Raw genomic sequence first — 16851 nt, 5'->3', positions numbered from 1 at the left:
GCGCGCGGAGCTGACCGCCACCGCCGCGCAGCGCGACGCCCTCGCCGCCGACCTGACCGCCGCCCGGCAGGCCGCGGCCACCGCCGAGGGCCGGCTCGCCGCCCTGACGGTACGTCTCGACGCCGCCGAGGCCGACCGTGACCTGGCACAGCGGCGGGTGGCGCAGCTCGGCGACCAGGTCAGCGACCTGGCGTTGGCGCTGGCGCGGCTGGGCGCCGCGGCCCCTGCTGCGGCGGGTGCTTCCGATCAGGGTGCGATACCGGCGCAACCTTGACCGCGCTCGGGCGGTTAACATCCCCGGTGGCAGTCGCAACACGCCACCGACGTGGCGTCATCGTTTCGGCCGGCTACCCTTGGGTCCGGCTCACCCGTGGACGCCTCACGCCCTCGGGCGGGAATGGGGCGACGGGAACCCACCGTTACACCCAGAAGACCAGCACCACGAACGAGGGGAAGTCGATCATGGGCGAGCGTATGCTGCGCGGAAGCCGCCTGGGCGCGGTCAGCTACGAATCCGACCGCAACACGGAGCTCGCGCCGCGTCAGACCCGCGAGTACCTCTGTGCCAAGGGCCACCAGTTCGAGGTGCCGTTCGCCGTCGACGCCGAGGTCCCGACGACCTGGGAATGCAAGTTCGACGGCAGCGTCGCCCGACTCGTCGACGGCAACGAGCCGGAGCAGAAGAAGGCCAAGCCGCCGCGTACCCACTGGGACATGCTGCTGGAGCGGCGCTCGATCGCCGAGCTCGAGGACATCCTCGCCGAACGCCTCCAGGAGGTTCGGACCCGCCGCGGCCGCGCCTGAGCCGCACCGCACGACACGGCGCCCCCGGGGTTTCCCCGGGGGCGCCGTCGTGTGTGTGCGTGTCGGTTCAGTTGCGGCCCGGTTCGACGATCTCACCCTCGATGGCCCGGCCGCCGTCGACGACCACCGGCTGCTCCGGCTCCGGACGCGGCGGCGGCTGCGGCGCGCCCTGGCGCACCCGCACCGTACGGGGGCCGAACAGGTCACCGGCGACCATCGACGACACCCGCCGCTCGGCGGTGCGTTGCACCCCGGAGCGGGCCAGTCGACGCAGCGGCGGCACCATCAGCAACAACCCGACCAGACCGCTGACCAGGCCGGGCACGGCCAGCAGCAGCGCACCGGCCAACCCGACGAGCCCGTCGGTCACCTGCCGTCCCGGTGGCTGCCCGGCCCGCGCGGCGTCGCGGAACCCCCGCCAGGCGCGCATCCCCTCGCGGCGCAGCAGCACCAGCCCCAGCAGGGACGCGGCGAACACCAGCAGCACGGCCGCGCCGAACCCCACGGCCCGCCCCACACCGACGAACACCGCCAACTCCAGCAGCACCGCCAGCAGCAGGGCGACCGGCACGAACCTCAGTCCTCGGCGCATCTCACCTCATCGCCATCCCGCGGCACACCGACACGTACCGCACATCCAGCATGACACGGCCGCGCTCACGGCCACCGCACCTGACCCGTGGGGGTGCCGTGCAGGCCCCGGCGTACGGCTTGGCGCCGGTCCTGCACACCCCAGCGGGTGATCCGCCACAGCGCCTCGGCGACGATGCGCGGGCTCATCTTGCTGTCGCCGTGTTCCCGCTCGGCGAACGTGATCGGCACCTCCACGATCCGCACCCCCGCCCGGTGGGCGAGCCGCGACAGCTCCACCTGGAACGAGTAGCCCTGCGAGCACACCGAGCCCAGGTCGATGGCGTCCAGGGCGCTGATCCGGTACACCCGGTACCCGCCGGTGGCGTCCGACACGGGCATGCCCAGCGCCAGACGGGCGTACAGGTTGCCGCAGCGCGACAGCAGCAGCCGCCGCAGCGGCCAGTTCAGGACCCGCGCGCCGCTGGTCCACCGGGACCCGATCACCACGTCGGCGTCGCGGGCGGCGGCCAGCAGCGCCGGCAGGTCCTCCGGGGCGTGTGAGCCGTCGGCGTCCATCTCCACCACCGCGTGGTAGCCGCGCTCACGCGCCCACCCGAACCCGGCCAGGTACGCCGCGCCGAGGCCCTGTTTGCCCTCGCGGTGCAGCACCTGCACGTGCGCGTCGCCGTCGGCGAGGGCGTCGGCGATCGCGCCGGTGCCGTCGGGGCTGTTGTCGTCGGCGACGAGGATCTGCACGGCGGGGGCGGCCCGGCGAACCCGGCCGACGATCGCCGCGATGTTGGCGGCCTCGTTGTAGGTGGGGATCACCACCAGCACGCGGCCCACGCCGGGCACCTCGTCCGGACGCCGGATCGTATCGGTCGCCTGGATCACGGTTCCTCCGCTCCCGCCGGCGTACCGGCTGCTGCTATCCGGGGACCACCCGCTGGCGGCGGCGCAGCACGCCGGCGCCGGCCAGGGCGGCCACGGCCAGCCCGGCGAGGGCGACCTCCGGCCACCAGCCGAGGCGGGTGGCGAGGGTGCGCCCGCTGTCGAGCCGGAGCTGCCGCACCACGACCTCCCGGGTGTTGAACCCGGTGGCGTCGCTTACCCGCCCGTCGGGGGCGACGAACCCGGACACCCCGACCGTGGAGGCCATCAACGCCGGCCGGCCGTGCTCCACGGCCCGCAGCCGCACCATGGCCAGCTGCTGGCGGGCCTCGGCCGCGTTGAAGGTGGCGTTGTTGGTCTGCACGACGAGCAGTTGCGCGCCGCCGGTGACGGTGTCGCGGACCACCTCGTCGTAGGCGACCTCGAAGCAGATGACGTCGCCGAGCACCGCCGGGCCGGCGCGTACCACGCCCGGGGTGCTGCCGGGCACGAAGTCGCTGCGGATCAGGTCGACCTGGTCGCTGACCATGCGGGCGACGTCGCGCAGCGGCACGTACTCGGCGAACGGCACCGGATGGCGTTTCGTGTACAGCTGCGCCATGTCCGCGCCGGTGTCGGGTCGCCACAGGATGCCCGCGTTGCGGACCTGACCGGGACCGGGGCCGAGCAGTACGGCGCCGACCAGGATCGGCGCGCGGATCGCGTCGGCGGCCTGCGAGATGCGGGCGCCGGCGGTGGGGTTGCGCAGCGGGTCGATGTCGCTGGAGTTCTCCGGCCACACCACCAGGTCGGGTTGGCGTTGCGCGCCGGAGGCGACCCGCGCGGCCAGCTCCAGGGTGGCGTCGACGTGGTTGTTGAGCACCGCCTGGCGTTGGGCGTTGAAGTCCAGCCCGAGACGCGGCACGTTGCCCTGCACGATCGCCACGGTGACGGCCTTGCCGCCGCCGGCGGCGGCGACGGGTGTCAGCAGGCTCACCGCGCCCACCGCCACGGCCACGGCGGCCGGTACGGCCACCGCCAGCCACCACTCGGGCCGGGCGGCGCGGCGGGCCGCCCAGCCCCGCCAGACGGCGGTGACGAGCAGGCCACCGGCGAGGGCCACGGCGAAGGTGACAAGTGGCGCGCCGCCGAGCGCGGCCAGGCGCAGCAGCGGCGAGTCGTCCTGGGTGAACGCGAGTCGGCCCCACGGGAACCCGCCGAAGGGGGTGCGGTCGCGCAGCGCCTCCTGCCCGACCCACAGCAGGCCGGTCAGCGCCGGCCACTGCCAGCGGCCACGGTCGGCCAGCGGTGACACCCAGGCGGTGGCGGCGCCGAGCAGCGCCAGGTAGCCGGCCTGCAGCAGCGACAGCAGCGCCCACGGCAGGTAACCGGTGTGCAGGTTCGTCCAGGCCAGCAGCGGCGCGAACAGGGCCACCCCGGTGAGGAAGCCCACGCCGGCGCCGGCGCGCAACCGTCGCCGGTGCGCGGCGGCGGCCAGCAGCGCCACGCCGACGGGCGCGAGCGGCCACACCCCGTACGGCGGGAACGCCAGCAGCAGGGCCAGCCCGGCGGCGACGGCCATCGGCGCGGCGACCCGCAGCGGCAGCGGCCGCCCGGCGGCGGCGGCCGGGTTCGGTGGGGCCGCCGGGGCCTGGGTCTCGTCCCGGTCCAGCGTCGTCACCGCAGCGTTTCCTCGATCACCTGGCGAAGGCTACCTGGCCGGCGGGCACCTCGACCGCGTCGGGCTGCCGGGGACACACCACCCGGCGGGCATGAAATCGGGGCGCGGCTCGCGCCGCGCCCCGATGCTCCCAGGCCCTCCCCGGCCGGTGCGGCGAGGATGGGGCACGCCGACCTTCGGACCGACCAGGCGGTTGACTGGCTGCCCCCGCCGGGCCGTTGTCTACTGGCCGTGCACCTCACCCTGCCCGTACACCGGTAACCGCGACCGGTTCGCGCCGCCCCGCCGACCCCCGCCCGCTGGACCTGGCCGCCGCGACGATGACGCTCAAAAATGTCGCTCGGCCAGCGGACGAAGGGACGAAGCGAACAACAGCCGCTTCCCGTGGTAGGACTCAAAGACGGTACGTGCTGCACCCCGTCTCCTGTCAACCCACCCCCGGCCTGTCGTGTGTTGCGCCACGGCGTGTCGGGTCGGCGTGTCTCACTGCGTGCCCAGATGGTGGCGCAGCAGCGCCCCCGCGGCGCTCCGGTGCTCCTCGGCGAGCAGCCCACCGGCGGCCAGCACGTAGTCGACGTCGACGACCGCGCGGGCGGCGCGCGGCAGCGCCCACCCGCCCGCGTGATCGGCCAGGACCGCCGCCAGGACCTGCCCGGACGCCGGGCCGGAGGCGTGTCGCAGCACCCCACCGGAGCCCACCAGCAGCCGCACGTCGCGCAGGTCCCGCCCGGCCCGCTCCCCGGTGGCGGCGCCCCGGGCGTGCCGGCGCAGCGCGACAGTCGCCGCGAGGGTGGCGATGCGCCGGTCCACGGCCCGTTCGGCGTCGTCGGCGGCCAGGAACGCCGGGTCGGCGGCCCGCCGGTCGGCGGCGGCGGTCAGGTCGTCGGCCTCGTCGGGGCTGAGCAGTCGCTCCTCGGCGGCGGCGCGTACGACGCCGGGGGCGCTCCACCGCATGCCCAGATCGCCCTCGACGGTGCGGGCCCGCCACAGGCTGCCCGCGACCTCCCGGCCCGGCCCGGTGGCCCGCTCGTCGGGCGTGAGGACCGAGTACACGTCGGTGGTGGCCCCACCCACGTCGACGACGGCGAGGTCCCCGCCGAGGGTGTCGGCGAGCACCTCCACGCCGGTGAGGACCGCGTCGGGCGTGGCGGCCCGCACCAGCCGCGCGAACCGGGCGCCCTTCGACAGTCGTTTGCCGCCGATGACGTGGCGCAGGAACACCGCGCGGATGGCGGCGCGCGCCGACGCCGGGGCGAGCACCCCGATGCGCGGCAGCACGTTGTCCGCTCCGGTGACCGGCACCCCGGCGGCCTCCAGCAGCCCGGTCAGCTCCGCGCGCACGTCGGTGTTGCCGGCCAGGACGACAGGTACCCGCCAGCGGGCACGCGCCAGGCGGGTCGCGTTGTGGGTGATCGTGTCGGCGTCACCGCCGTCGGTGCCGCCGACGAGCAGCACCACGTCCGGCCGGGCCGCCCGCAACGCCGTCAGGTCGGCCGCGCCGAGCCGCCCGGCCGCGACGTGCACCACGTGCGCGCCGGCGGACAACCCGACCCGCCGGCCGGCCTGCGCGGTGACGAGGGCCTCGTAGCCGAGCACGGCCAGCCGCAGCCCACCGCCGGCCGACGAGCAGACGTACCACGGCACGTCGCGGACCCCGAGCCCGGCGGTGGCCGCCGCGACGGCCGCGTCCAGGCCGTGCAGCACGTCGCTGCCCACCGTGGTGGGCGCGGCCGCCGCGCCGACGAGGACACCGGCGGTCAGGTCCACCACGGCCGCCTTGGTGTACGTGGAGCCGACGTCCGCGCAGACCGCCAGGGTCACGACTCGGCGGGTACGACAACGGTGCCGGTCGCCGTGACCGCCACGATCGGCGGGTCGAGGACCTCGGCGGCGGACGCGGAGCGGTCCGGGCGGCCCCGGCACACCACCGCGCAGCTCAACTCCAGGGTGCGGCTGCGGCTGCCCACCCGGGTCACCTGGGCGGTCACCTCCACCACGTCGCCGGCGTGGATCGGCGCGGTGAACCGCACATCGGCGTAGCCGGCGAACAGACCCTCGTCGCCGTCGGTGCGGATGCACACCTCGGTGGCGACGTCGCCGAACAACGCCAGGGCGTACGCCCCGTCGACGAGGTTGCCGGCGTAGTGGGCGTGCGAGTACGGCACGTACCGCCGGTGCGTCACCGTCAACCCGAGCCTGGTGTCGGTCATGCGTTCGCCTTCCGCTGCGTGATCAGGGCGTGCACGAGGTAGCTGGCCACCTCGCCGGGCGTGGTCCCGCGACCGAAGATGCGGTCCACGCCCAACTCGTCGGTCATCGACTCGTCGAAGCGGGGACCGCCGACGATCAACAGGGGTCGGCGGCCCGCCGGCATCGCCTCCCGGAACGCCGCGGACATCTCCCGCGTGTTGTGCAGGTGCGCGTCGCGTTGGGTGACGACCTGCGACACGAGCACCGCGTCGGCCTTCTCCACCCTCGCCGCCTCCACCAGCTCCGGCACGCTCACCTGCGCGCCCAGGTTGGTGACCTTCAACTCCCGGTAGTACTCCAGGCCCTTCTCCCCCGCGATGCCCTTGACGTTGAGGATCGCGTCGATGCCCACGGTGTGCGCGTCGGTGCCGATGCACGCCCCGACCACCGACAGCTTGCGCCGCAGCCGCTGCTTGACGACCGTGTTGACCTCCTTGGCGCTCAGCAGCGCGAAGTCCCGTTCCACCACCTGCACCGCATCCACGTCGACCAGGTGGTTGACGCGCCCGTACACGACGAAGAACGTGAACCCGTCACCCATTGGCTTGGCGTGCACCACCATCGCCGGGTCGATGCCCATCTTGTTGGCCAACTGCACCGCCGCGCCCTCGGCCCGCTTGTCGTGCGCCACCGGCAGGGTGAACGACACCTGCACCATCCCGTCGCCGGTGGTGTCCCCGTACGGCCGCACGATCTTCTTCTCGGCGCCGGTGGCGCTGGTCTCGACGGCGCTCATGCGGCCGGCCCTTCCAGGATCTCGGTGGCGGGGTTGTAGTAGTCGCCGTCGTGAGCCGCCACCCCGGACAGTCCCTTGCCGCGGTCCGCGGGCCGCTTCATGATCCCGAACGTGCCCTGCGCGATGGCCGTGAGCAGCGTCTGCTCCCCGATGCGCTCCAACAGGTCCAGGGCCTCACCGAGGACCTGGTTGGCGCGGCGGCGGATGAACCCGCCGGGCGCGGGCACGAAGTCCTCGTGCAGCCCACCGGCCGCGCCCAGGACGTAGCGCACGTTCTGCAGCGCGATGTCGCGGTCCGACAGCCACGGCGTCACCACGGCCTCGGTCATCATCCCCACCAGCAGGATGCCCTGACCGGTCAGCGCGCCCGCCAGGTTGAAGAACCCGTCGAGCAGGTTGCCCCGGAACACGTCACCGGTCATGTGTTTCGTCGGCGGCATCCACTTCAGCGGCGCGTCGGGAAACAACTCCCGCGCCAGCAGCGCGTGCGCCAACTCCAGGCGGAACGACTCCGGGACCTCCGGGTTGATCTCGAACGCGTGCCCCAGGCCCAACTGCCAGTCCGCCAGGCCCGCCTCGTGCGCGAAGAACTCGTTGAGCAGCTGCGACACCGTCACCGTGTGCGCCTCGTCGACCGCGTCGGCCGTCGTGAGGTAGTTGTCCTCACCGGTGTTGATGATGATCCCCGCGCGGGCGTGGACCTGCCGGGAGAACCGCTGGTCGACGAACGTACGGACCGGGTTGATGTCGCGGAACAGGATCCCGTACATCGAGTCGTTGAGCATCATGTCGAGGCGTTCCAGCCCGGCCAGGGTCGCCATCTCCGGCATGCACAACCCGGACGCGTAGTTGGTCAACCGCACGTAGCGGCCCAGCTCCTTCGACGACTCGTCCAACGCCGCCCGCATCAGGCGGAAGTTCTCCTGCGTGGCGTACGTGCCGGCGAACCCCTCCCGGGTCGCTCCCTCGGGCACGTAGTCCAGCAGCGACTGCCCGGTGGAGCGGATCACCGCGATGACGTCCGCGCCGGCCCGGGCGGCCGCCTGCGCCTGCGGGATGTCCTCGTAGATGTCCCCGGTCGCCACGATCAGGTAGATCCACGGCCGCTGCTTTGGGTCACCGTGGCGCTTGATGAGCCGGTCGCGCTCCGCGCGCCGCCGGTCGATGCGCCGGATACCCGCGCCGACCGCCCTGCGGGCCGCCGACCGGGCCGCCGTCGCCGCCCGCCCGGTGGGCAGCGCGAAGCGCACCGACCCGGCGGCGGCCTTCTGCGCCAGCAACGTCACATCCGTGATCCCCTCGCGGGCGAGGGCGTCGAACACCGGCACCGCCACCCCGTGCCCCAACCCCACGTCCGCGACGACCGCGTCCACGAGCCGGTTCACCCACGGAATGCCGTCCGGGTCGGCACCGCTCACCCCGGCCAACCGCAGCACCGCCCGCTCCACCGACACCGTCGTGTGGCTGCGGGCCAGGTCGACCACCGGCTGCCCGGCCCGGCGCGCCAACTCCCGCGCCCGCGCCACCAACACCGGATCAAGATCAAGTTTCCCGGTCACGGCGACCCTTCCTCATAGATGACCTCACCGCGCAGCACCAGCCGCCGGCACACCGGCAGCGGCGTCGGATCGTCCGGACCCCGCGCCTCCGGGTCCTCGGCCACCAGCACCGGCAGGCCCCGCTCCACCCCCGCCGGCGTCGACCACACCGCGAACGTCGCCGGCGCGCCCAGGGCGAGGACACCCTCGACATCCAGGTGCACCGCCCGCCACCCACCCCGCGTGTGCGCCGCGAACGCCGACCGCACACCCATCCGCTGCGCCGGGTTGTGGTGCGACGCCGCCGCCCGCACCGACCCCCACGGGTCCAGCGGCGTCACCGGCGAATCCGACCCGAACGCCAACGCCACACCCACCGAGTGCATCGCGCCCATCGGATTGGACTCCAACGACCGGTCCAACCCCAGCCGCGCCTCGTACATCCGACCCGCGCCACCCCACAACCTGTCGAACGCCGGCTGCATGCTCGCGACGATCCCGTACTCCACGAACCGCGCGATCATCCGCTTGTTCATGATCTCCGCGTGCTCGATGCGGTGCCGGGCCGCGCGCAGCCGCTCCACACCCAGCGTCGACGCCGCCGCCGCGAACCCGTCGAGCACCGTGCCGATCGCCGCGTCCCCGATCGCGTGGAACCCGCCCTGCAGGCCGTGCGCCGCACAGTCCACCAGGTGATCACGCACCTGCTCCACGCTGAGGTACCCGTGCCCGCAGCCGTCACCGTCGCCGTACGGCTGCGACACGTGCGCCGTGCGCGACCCCAACGCCCCGTCGGCGAACAGGTCACCACCGGCGCCCACCGCGCCCAACTCCCGGGCCCGCGCCGCGCCACCCAGCTCACCCCAGTACCCGTACACCTCCGGCAACCCCGCACCCGAGATGCCCAGCAGGCCGGTGAAGTCCTCCTCGTCGGAGATCTCCGGACCGCCGCACTCGTGCACCGCCGCGATACCCAACGACGCCGCGTGCGCCAGGGCCACCCGCTGCGCCGCGACCCGCTGCGCCCGCGTCACCGACCCCTGCGCCGCCGCCCGCACCACGTGGTGCGCGTCGCGCCGCAACCAGCCCGACGCGTCGTACCCCGCCGCGTCGACCGCCTGCGGACACGCCGCCAGCAACGCCGACGACACCAGAGCCGAGTGGATCGACGCCTGCGACAGGTACACCCGCCGACCACCGGCCGCCCGGTCCAACGCCGCCGCGTCCGGCAACGTCGCATCCGACCAACCCGACTCGTCCCAGCCGTGCCCCAGCACCACCGCGTCCGCCGGCAACCCCGCCGCGAACCCGGCCACCGCGTCGAGCAACTGCCCCGCCGAGCGCACCCCGGACAACTCCAGCCCCGACAACGCCAACCCGGTGTCGGTGGCGTGCACGTGCGCGTCGACGAACGCGGGCGTCACCAACGACCCGCCCAGGTCCACCACCTTCTCGGCCGGCGGCGCGTCACCGTCGGTCCCTAACCAGGCAATCCGCCCACCGGACACCAGCAGCGCGGTGGCGCTCGGGTCGGCGGGGCAGTGCAGCACGCCGCCGCGGTACAACGTCGAGGGGTTCGTCATGACCTCAGTCTGCCGCGATCCGCGCCGTGAACAGCTGACGCACCCCCGGCTCGGCCCGCAGCAGCCCCAACGCCAACTCCGCGTGCCCCGGCACGTACCCGTTGCCCACCAGCATCGTCACGTCCGCCGCCAACCCCTCAGCGCCCAACGCCGCCGCGGAGAAGCTCGTCGCCATCGAGAAGAAGATCACCGTGCCGCCGTCCGCGGTGGCCAGCACCGCACCGTGCTCACACCCCGGCACGTCCACGCAGACCACCGTCACGTCCGCCGGCGCGCCCAGCGCCGTGGTCACCGCCGTCGACAACCCCACCGGGTCGCGCGCGTCGGCCAACGCCACCACCGACGCCAGGCCGGCGGCCGTCAGCGCGTCGCGCTCCGCCGCCACCGGAACCACCCCGACGGTACGCGCGGCGCCCGCGCGTCGCGCCGCGGCCAGGGACAGCGACCCGCTCTTGCCGGCCCCACCGATCACCGCCACCCGCACCGGCGTCGGGTCACCGACACGCCCCCGCTCCTGGACGTAGCGCGACACCACCCGGGCGGTCAGCGCGGGCGCCCCGCACACGTCCAGCACGGCGAGGGACAACTGCGGGTCCTCGTCGTCGGGCAGCACCGCGGCGATGGACCGCGCGAACAGGATCGCCCACCCGTCGCAGGGCACCTGCTCGCTGCGCCCGTCCCAGCGGGCCAGCCCGTCGGTGATCACCAGCGGCGTCAACGTCAGCGACACCAGCGTGGCGACCCGCGCACCGGCCTTCAGCCCCAGCGGGGACCGCCGACCGGCCTCCTCGACAGTGCCGATCAGCATCCCACCGGACGCCGGTCACCGGGTTCTGCATCTTCCCCCGCGTGGAGATGATCTCCAGCACCTCGGCGCGTACGGCAGCCCCGTCGCCGCCGTGCTTCTCCGACAACTGCCGGAAACTCGCCGCGTCCAGGTTCAGCCGCTGCACGCGGATCCGCACCTCGTTCGGCGCGATCGCGGCGGACGCGTCCAACCGCCACGCCGCCTGCGGCAGCACCCCCGCCGGTTGCACGACGCGGTGCAGTCCCACCGGTGACGTCACGCCGACCTCCCCTGCCCAGCCGCCCGAAGCCCCGGCCAGGGCTCGCGTAACGGGAAAACTTACGGCAGACTAGTTTCTGTACCGAATATTTTCCAGTAGCCTTCGGGCTTCGATGATCAGCAGCAGCACCGAGGAGGGGCCGTGACCCAGACCCAACCGGTGGAGACCATCCCTCCACCCCGTCACGCCCCCGCCGCCGGGCAGCCCTACGAGTACCACCGCCGCCCCCTTGTCGAACCCGACTGGACGCGCTTCCCCGGCTGGCGCCACGTCACCCGCGACCAGTGGGAATCCGCCCAGTGGCAGCGCGTCAACTGCGTCAAGAACGTCAAGCAGCTCCGCGCCGTCTTCGGCGACCTCATCGACGACACCTTCTACGCCGACCTCGAGGCCGACCAGTCGGCCATGGCCACCATGTCCATGCTGGTGCCACCACAAATGATCAACACGATGGTGCCGTTCGCGACCCTCACCACCGAGGCACTGCTCGCCGACCCCATCCGCCGCTACATGATCCCGGTCGCCTCCGACCGACGCACCGACTGGCCCTCACACCCCTACGCCAGCCGCGACAGCCTCCACGAGCACGACATGTGGGTCGCCGAGGGGCTCACCCACCGCTACCCCACCAAGGTCCTCGCCGAACTGCTCTCCACCTGCCCCCAGTACTGCGGCCACTGCACCCGCATGGACCTCGTCGGCAACTCCACCCCCGCCGTCGACAAACTCAAGCTCACCCTCAAGCCCGTCGACCGCTACGACGCGCACATCGCCTACCTCAAGGCCCACCCCGGCGTCCGCGACGTCGTCGTCTCCGGCGGGGACGTCGCCAATGTCCCCTGGCGCAACCTCGAGTCGTACCTCATGCGCCTGCTGGAACTGGAGACGGTCCGCGACATCCGCCTCGCCACCAAGGCCCTCATGGGCCTGCCCCAGCACTGGCTGCAACCCGACGTCGTCGAGGGCCTGGAGCGCGTCGCCCGCACCGCCGGCCGCCGCGGCGTCAACCTCGCCATCCACACCCACGTCAACCACGCCCAGTCGCTCACCCCACTGGTCGCCAAGGCCGCTCAGACCGCCCTCGACGTCGGCGTCCGCGACGTCCGCAACCAGGGCGTCCTCATGCGCGGCGTCAACGCCACCACCCCGGAACTGCTCGACCTCTGCTTCGCGCTCCAGGGCGAAGCCGGGATCCTGCCGTACTACTTCTACATGTGCGACATGATCCCCAACGCCGAACACTGGCGCGTCCCGGTCTGGCACGCCCAGCAGCTTCAGCACGACATCATGGGCTACCTGCCCGGCTACGCCACGCCGCGCATCGTCTGCGACGTGCCCTTCGTCGGCAAGCGCTGGGTGCACATGCTCACCGACTACGACCGTGAGCGCGGCATCTCCTACTGGACCAAGAACTACCGCACCTCCATCGAGTCCGCCGACCTGGAGGCGCTCAACAAGCGCTACGCCTACTACGACCCGATCGACACCCTCCCCGAGGGCGGCCAACAGTGGTGGGACGACCACCGCGACGACTGACCCACCGACGGCGACACCCCCGGCACCATCCAGGGGTGTCGCCGTCCCCCGTCACCGGCAGCCCAGCGCCTGCACGTACCCGGCCCGCACAGTCCCCGCCGCGACCTCGTCGGCGTACTCCCAGAACACCTCCGACCAGTCACCGGCCCGGTCCAGGTCCCGCAGCACCCGCCACCCGTGACTGCCCCGCAACGCCTCGGTGGCCCGCCGCACCCCGGCCTCGTCCCCACTCGACCGCGCCCGCTGCCACTCCGCGATCCACCCGCAGCCGACCCGCGACGTCACATCCACACCGAACTGGTACGAGTCACTCACGCCGATGTCCTCCAGCGCCGCGACGTCGAACCCGGGCGGCAGCGGCACATCGACGAGCACCTTCGCCGCCCGCTCCCCCACCGGCATGACCATCTCCGCCGGAAGCGCGGCCAACCACGTCCGCGCGTCCACCCGGACGATGTCCGCGAGAACCCGAGCGAATTCCTTACGCGACCAGTCCCCGGAGGTCCTCATCTCCACGAACACGTCCTCGCGGGGACGCGTCAGCACCGCAAAATCACTTCCGGAATACTCGAACAGGTCACCCGGCCAGCCATCGATCCGCACCGACTTCGGCCGATTCACCAGGAGTCGATCGGCATAACGACCCGCATAACCGGACGCCGGATACCAGTTCATCTCCAACTCCCGCTCACCCCGGCGAAAACGGATCATGCCCAGCTCCTCGGTGAACCCCGACAGATCCGTCACCCTCCAACCAGACCGATCGATCAGCAGCCGCGGGTTCCGCTCCGCCGCCGCCAGCGCCAACGGCGAAAAGACCACACCCTCGGCCGGGGTGACAATCGGAGAGACCCCACCGCCCTCGGCCTGCCCCCGCAACACCATGGAGGCCGGCACGACGCTCATGAGCACCGCTGCCGCCGTCACCACGCCAGCGAAGCGACGCACCCGCAACCGCCGCCGCGCAATACCGGCACCGCCCTCGACCCCCGACTCCGACACGATCTCCTCCAAGAGGGTTCGCTTCACCCCTGCGAGGTCCCCGACGCCATCGAGCGCACCCGGGTCGGCATCCCGAACCAGCCGGTCAACACGCTCATCGCCGCTCATCAGTCCTCCGTACGGGTAGGCGCGGTCAACACATCCAGCACATGTCCGGGCGGCCCCGGATCGTCACCGACCAACCCCCGCAACCTCGCCCGCGCCCGCGACAGCCGGGTCCGGACCGCGGCAGGAGCCACCCCCAGCACCGCAGCCACCTCGTGCGGCCGCAGACCCTCCCACACGGTCAGCATCAGCACCTCCCGGTCCACCTCGGCCAGGCCCGCCAACGCCGCCCGAACGGCAAGCCGCTCCGGCACCTCACTCCCCGGATCGGCGACCGAAACGACGAGCTGCTGGCGTAACCGCTCACCGAGGCGCTGCCGGCGAACGCCACCCCGGTGCTGATTGGCCAACACCCGCCGGGCCACCCCGTACAGCCACAGCCGCGCCTCACCGCCGTCCGGAATGTCCTGCCGGCGACGCCACGCCACCAGGAAGGTCTCCGCGACGACGTCGGCCGCGTCCTCCGGATGCGCGACACGACGCAACGCGTACGCCAACAACGACTCGAAAGCCTCGGCGTAGACCCGCCGGAAGCGGTCCTCGCCATGCTCTGTCCCTGAGCTCACGTCCAGTCCATGTCCGGTGCGACCACAACCGTGACAGCCCGCACCGGTCAGGCGCGGATACCGGCGAGCACCAGATCGGCGACCCTACCGATCACCCGGGCGCTCGTCGCTGCCGGCAACCGCCGAAGCGACGCGATGGCCAACAGGCCGGCCCGGACGTCGTCCGCGTCGACGCCGCCGCGCAGCACCCCCGCCGCCCGGGCCCGCACCACAAGCACGTTCAACGCCTGCGCGTGCTCCCGCCGCTCCTCCTGAAACGCCGCACCCACCGCACCCGGCCCCAACAACGCCTCGTTGAGCGCCCGATCATGAATCTGCCGCTCGGCGAACACACGCACCACCCCGGCCAGCGCCCGCCACGGATCCGGATCGTCAAGCGCGCGGCGCATCTGCACACCACAGTCGGCCACACGCTCGGCCAGGACCGTCGCGACCAACTCCGTACGCGTCGGAAAGTGCCGGTACAGGGTCGCCACACCCACCCCCGCCCGTCGCGCCACCTCCCGCATGGGCACCTCGAGCCCCGCCGCCGCGAACGCCTCCCGTGCCGCCGCCACCACCCGATCACGGTTGGACCGGGCATCGGCACGCCGCATCTGAGTCATCTCCGGCCGGCCTTCCTCTCACTTGCCCCCACAGCGGAACGCCTGCTCCGTTTCCATGCCTACAGTACGACCACCACCACGTCACCCCAGGTAGAGGAGCCCTTGATGTTCGCCGTGCAGTACGACCGGTTCGGCGGTCCCGAGGTACTCCACCTCGGCACCACCGACGCGCCACACCCCCGGGCCGGCCAGATCCGCATCCGCGTCCAGGCCGCCGGCGTCTCCCCCGTCGACATCGGCCTCCGCTCCGGCCGCACCCCGATGAGCGCCCACCTGCCGCTGCCCCACATCCCCGGCGTCGACGCGGCAGGCATCGTCGACGAGATCGGCGACGACGTCGACGGGGTCACCCTCGGCGACCATGTCTTCGGCATCGTCGAACTGGCCAGACTCGGCGGCGCGAGCGCACAGTCCGCGGTCCTCCAGCTCTGGACGCACAAGCCCACCACCATGCCGTGGACCCAGGCAGGCGCGGCCGGCACCAGCATCGAAACCGCCACCCGGGCCCTCGACCTGCTGGACCTACGGCCCGGCATGACACTCCTCGTCGACGGCGCCGCCGGCGGTGTCGGCAGCATCGCCGTCCAACTCGCCGCCGCTCGCGGCGTCCACGTCATCGGCACCGCCCGCGCCGACAACCACGACCTCCTCCGCCAGATCGGGGCGACACCCGTCACCTACGGCCCCGACCTCACGAACCGCCTCGACGCCGTGGGAGCGACCCGGATCGACCGCGCCCTCGACGTCGCCGGCGCCGGGTCCCTGGCCGAACTGCTCCACCTCACCGGCGACCCGACAGCGGTGCTCACCCTGGCCGACTTCACCGCCCCCACCCACGGCGTCCGCCTGTCCATGGGACAACTGGCCGGCGAACCCGACGGCCGCCACGGACTGCCCGCCGCAGCCGAACTGTTCACCGAGGGCCGGCTCAGGGTGCCGATCGAAGCTGCCTTCCCCCTGGCGAAAGCGGCCGACGCGCACCGGACGGCCGAGCGCGGATCCCGCCGCGGCAAGATCGTCCTGACCGTCGACGACGTCCGCGAAAGCTGACCCTCAGCCCTTGGCCAGCACCTCGGACAACGGCGCCGGCGTCAACCCGCGCTCCCGTAGCCCGGCCAGGATGTGCGGCAACGCCTCATCCGTCATCGCCGCGTTCGCCTCGGTCACGTGCATGATCACCACCGACCCCGGGCGTACGTGGTCCAGCACCGCACGCACCAACGGCTTCCACGCCTTCGCGAACGGATCACCGCTCACCACGTCACCGTCGACGACAGTCACGCCCAGCGGCGCCAGCGCGTCCAGCGCCGCTGCGTCGTGGCAGAGCCCCGGAAAGCGGAAGTACCTGGTCTGCCGGCCGCCGTACGGCTCGATCACCTCGAACGTCTTCGCCACGTCGGCTGCCAGCTCGTCGACCGGCAGCCGCGGCAGGTCGTAACAGTCGGCGGTGAACGCCGCGTGCCCGTACGTGTGGTTGGCCAGCTCGAAGCGCGGATTCCCGGCGATCCGCCGGGTCACGTCGGGATAGCGCTGCACCCACTTGCCGGTCAGGAAGAACGTCGCCGGCACCTGCTCCCGCTCCAGCAGGTCCAGGATGCGCAGGTTCGCGTACGACCGCACCCGGCCGGCGCGCAGGTTGGCAAGCATCCCGTCGGTCATGTCCGCGTCGAACGTCAACGCGACCCTGTCACCCGTCCGCGGCCCGTGATCGACCACCGGCGCCCTGGTCCCCACCCGCGACGCCCCGGGAACGGTAGGCGTCGGAACCACCGGCGACGCACCGGGACCCCTCGACGTCGGAGCGCCCTGCGGCCTGCCGGAAACCGTCGGCGTCGCCGGCGATACGGCGGCGCCGGCCGACGGCACGGCGGACGAGGCGGACGACCCGACGAAGACCGGCTGCTCCTGCGGTGGCACCCGGGACGCCGTGCACCC

15 protein-coding genes and 2 pseudogenes are annotated in these 16851 nt (G+C 72.9%); 4 read left to right on the top strand and 13 right to left on the bottom strand.

What is annotated here, in order from left to right; genetic code table 11:
- Positions 1-274 (top strand): annotated as a pseudogene (locus MILUP08_RS35960) (hypothetical protein); the annotation flags it as partial.
- A gap of 188 nt (positions 275-462) precedes the next feature.
- Complete coding sequence (locus tag MILUP08_RS17685; protein WP_007460094.1) at positions 463-804, top strand: RNA polymerase-binding protein RbpA; 342 nt, start codon at positions 463-465, stop codon at positions 802-804.
- A gap of 67 nt (positions 805-871) precedes the next feature.
- Here MILUP08_RS17685 and MILUP08_RS17680 read toward each other — a convergent pair whose 3' ends face one another.
- From MILUP08_RS17680 to kdd, 9 genes and pseudogenes are all read right to left on the bottom strand, one after another.
- The gene (locus MILUP08_RS17680) at positions 872-1396 is read right to left on the bottom strand and encodes an FxsA family protein (RefSeq protein WP_007460092.1); all 525 of its coding nucleotides are present in this window, start codon (positions 1394-1396) and stop codon (positions 872-874) included.
- A gap of 65 nt (positions 1397-1461) precedes the next feature.
- A complete protein-coding gene (locus tag MILUP08_RS17675) occupies positions 1462-2250 on the bottom strand; it encodes a polyprenol monophosphomannose synthase (RefSeq protein WP_039908239.1) in 789 nt (262 codons plus the stop codon).
- Between the two features lie 55 nt (positions 2251-2305).
- Positions 2306-3928, bottom strand: a complete 1623-nt coding sequence (gene lnt, locus MILUP08_RS17670) for an apolipoprotein N-acyltransferase (RefSeq protein WP_007460089.1) — start codon at positions 3926-3928, stop codon at positions 2306-2308.
- Between the two features lie 483 nt (positions 3929-4411).
- Complete coding sequence (locus MILUP08_RS17665) at positions 4412-5749, bottom strand: glutamate mutase L (protein WP_007460087.1); 1338 nt, start codon at positions 5747-5749, stop codon at positions 4412-4414.
- On the bottom strand, positions 5746-6138 hold the full coding sequence (gene kal, locus MILUP08_RS17660; protein WP_007460085.1) for a 3-aminobutyryl-CoA ammonia lyase: 393 nt from the start codon (positions 6136-6138) through the stop codon (positions 5746-5748). Before kal ends, MILUP08_RS17665 begins: the two co-directional genes overlap by 4 nt.
- Positions 6135-6914 (bottom strand): lysine 5,6-aminomutase subunit beta, encoded by a 780-nt coding sequence (gene kamE, locus MILUP08_RS17655; RefSeq protein WP_007460083.1) that lies wholly within the window; start codon positions 6912-6914, stop codon positions 6135-6137. The genes kal and kamE overlap by 4 nt, the downstream gene beginning before the upstream one ends.
- Positions 6911-8473, bottom strand: coding sequence for a lysine 5,6-aminomutase subunit alpha (gene kamD, locus MILUP08_RS17650; protein ID WP_007460081.1), 1563 nt, complete (start codon positions 8471-8473; stop codon positions 6911-6913). The genes kamE and kamD overlap by 4 nt, the downstream gene beginning before the upstream one ends.
- Positions 8470-10035: an amidohydrolase gene (locus MILUP08_RS17645; RefSeq protein ID WP_007460079.1), complete on the bottom strand. Its 1566-nt coding sequence runs from the start codon at positions 10033-10035 to the stop codon at positions 8470-8472. The genes kamD and MILUP08_RS17645 overlap by 4 nt, the downstream gene beginning before the upstream one ends.
- A 4-nt stretch (positions 10036-10039) precedes the next feature.
- A pseudogene (kdd, locus tag MILUP08_RS17640) lies at positions 10040-11102 on the bottom strand (L-erythro-3,5-diaminohexanoate dehydrogenase).
- Between the two features lie 141 nt (positions 11103-11243).
- Here kdd and MILUP08_RS17635 point away from each other — a divergent pair.
- Positions 11244-12638 (top strand): KamA family radical SAM protein, encoded by a 1395-nt coding sequence (locus MILUP08_RS17635; protein ID WP_007460073.1) that lies wholly within the window; start codon positions 11244-11246, stop codon positions 12636-12638.
- 51 nt (positions 12639-12689) lie between these two features.
- On the opposite strand, the gene MILUP08_RS17630 is transcribed toward MILUP08_RS17635, so the two are convergent.
- From MILUP08_RS17630 to MILUP08_RS17620, 3 genes are all read right to left on the bottom strand, one after another.
- Complete coding sequence (locus MILUP08_RS17630) at positions 12690-13667, bottom strand: hypothetical protein (protein ID WP_144056953.1); 978 nt, start codon at positions 13665-13667, stop codon at positions 12690-12692.
- Positions 13668-13747: 80 nt separating this feature from the next.
- Positions 13748-14311 (bottom strand): RNA polymerase sigma factor, encoded by a 564-nt coding sequence (locus MILUP08_RS17625; RefSeq protein WP_007460070.1) that lies wholly within the window; start codon positions 14309-14311, stop codon positions 13748-13750.
- 47 nt (positions 14312-14358) lie between these two features.
- Positions 14359-14907 carry a TetR/AcrR family transcriptional regulator gene (locus tag MILUP08_RS17620; protein WP_007460068.1) on the bottom strand — a complete coding sequence of 183 codons (549 nt, stop codon included), beginning with the start codon at positions 14905-14907 and terminating at the stop codon, positions 14359-14361.
- 114 nt (positions 14908-15021) lie between these two features.
- Between MILUP08_RS17620 and MILUP08_RS17615 the strand changes: the two genes are divergently transcribed.
- The gene (locus tag MILUP08_RS17615; RefSeq protein WP_007460067.1) at positions 15022-15966 is read left to right on the top strand and encodes an NADP-dependent oxidoreductase; all 945 of its coding nucleotides are present in this window, start codon (positions 15022-15024) and stop codon (positions 15964-15966) included.
- Between the two features lie 3 nt (positions 15967-15969).
- Here MILUP08_RS17615 and MILUP08_RS36760 read toward each other — a convergent pair whose 3' ends face one another.
- Entirely contained in the window at positions 15970-16632 is a 663-nt protein-coding gene (locus MILUP08_RS36760; protein ID WP_007460065.1) for a polysaccharide deacetylase family protein, read from the bottom strand.
- Between the last annotated feature and the right edge of the window lie 219 nt (positions 16633-16851).

Origin of the sequence: Micromonospora lupini str. Lupac 08 (assembly GCF_000297395.2) — a bacterium.
In the GTDB taxonomy this organism is placed as follows: Bacteria; Actinomycetota; Actinomycetes; order Mycobacteriales; family Micromonosporaceae; genus Micromonospora; species Micromonospora lupini.
The sequence above is the reverse complement of the archived record's forward strand: the minus strand, read 5'-3'. Positions and strand labels throughout refer to the sequence as shown.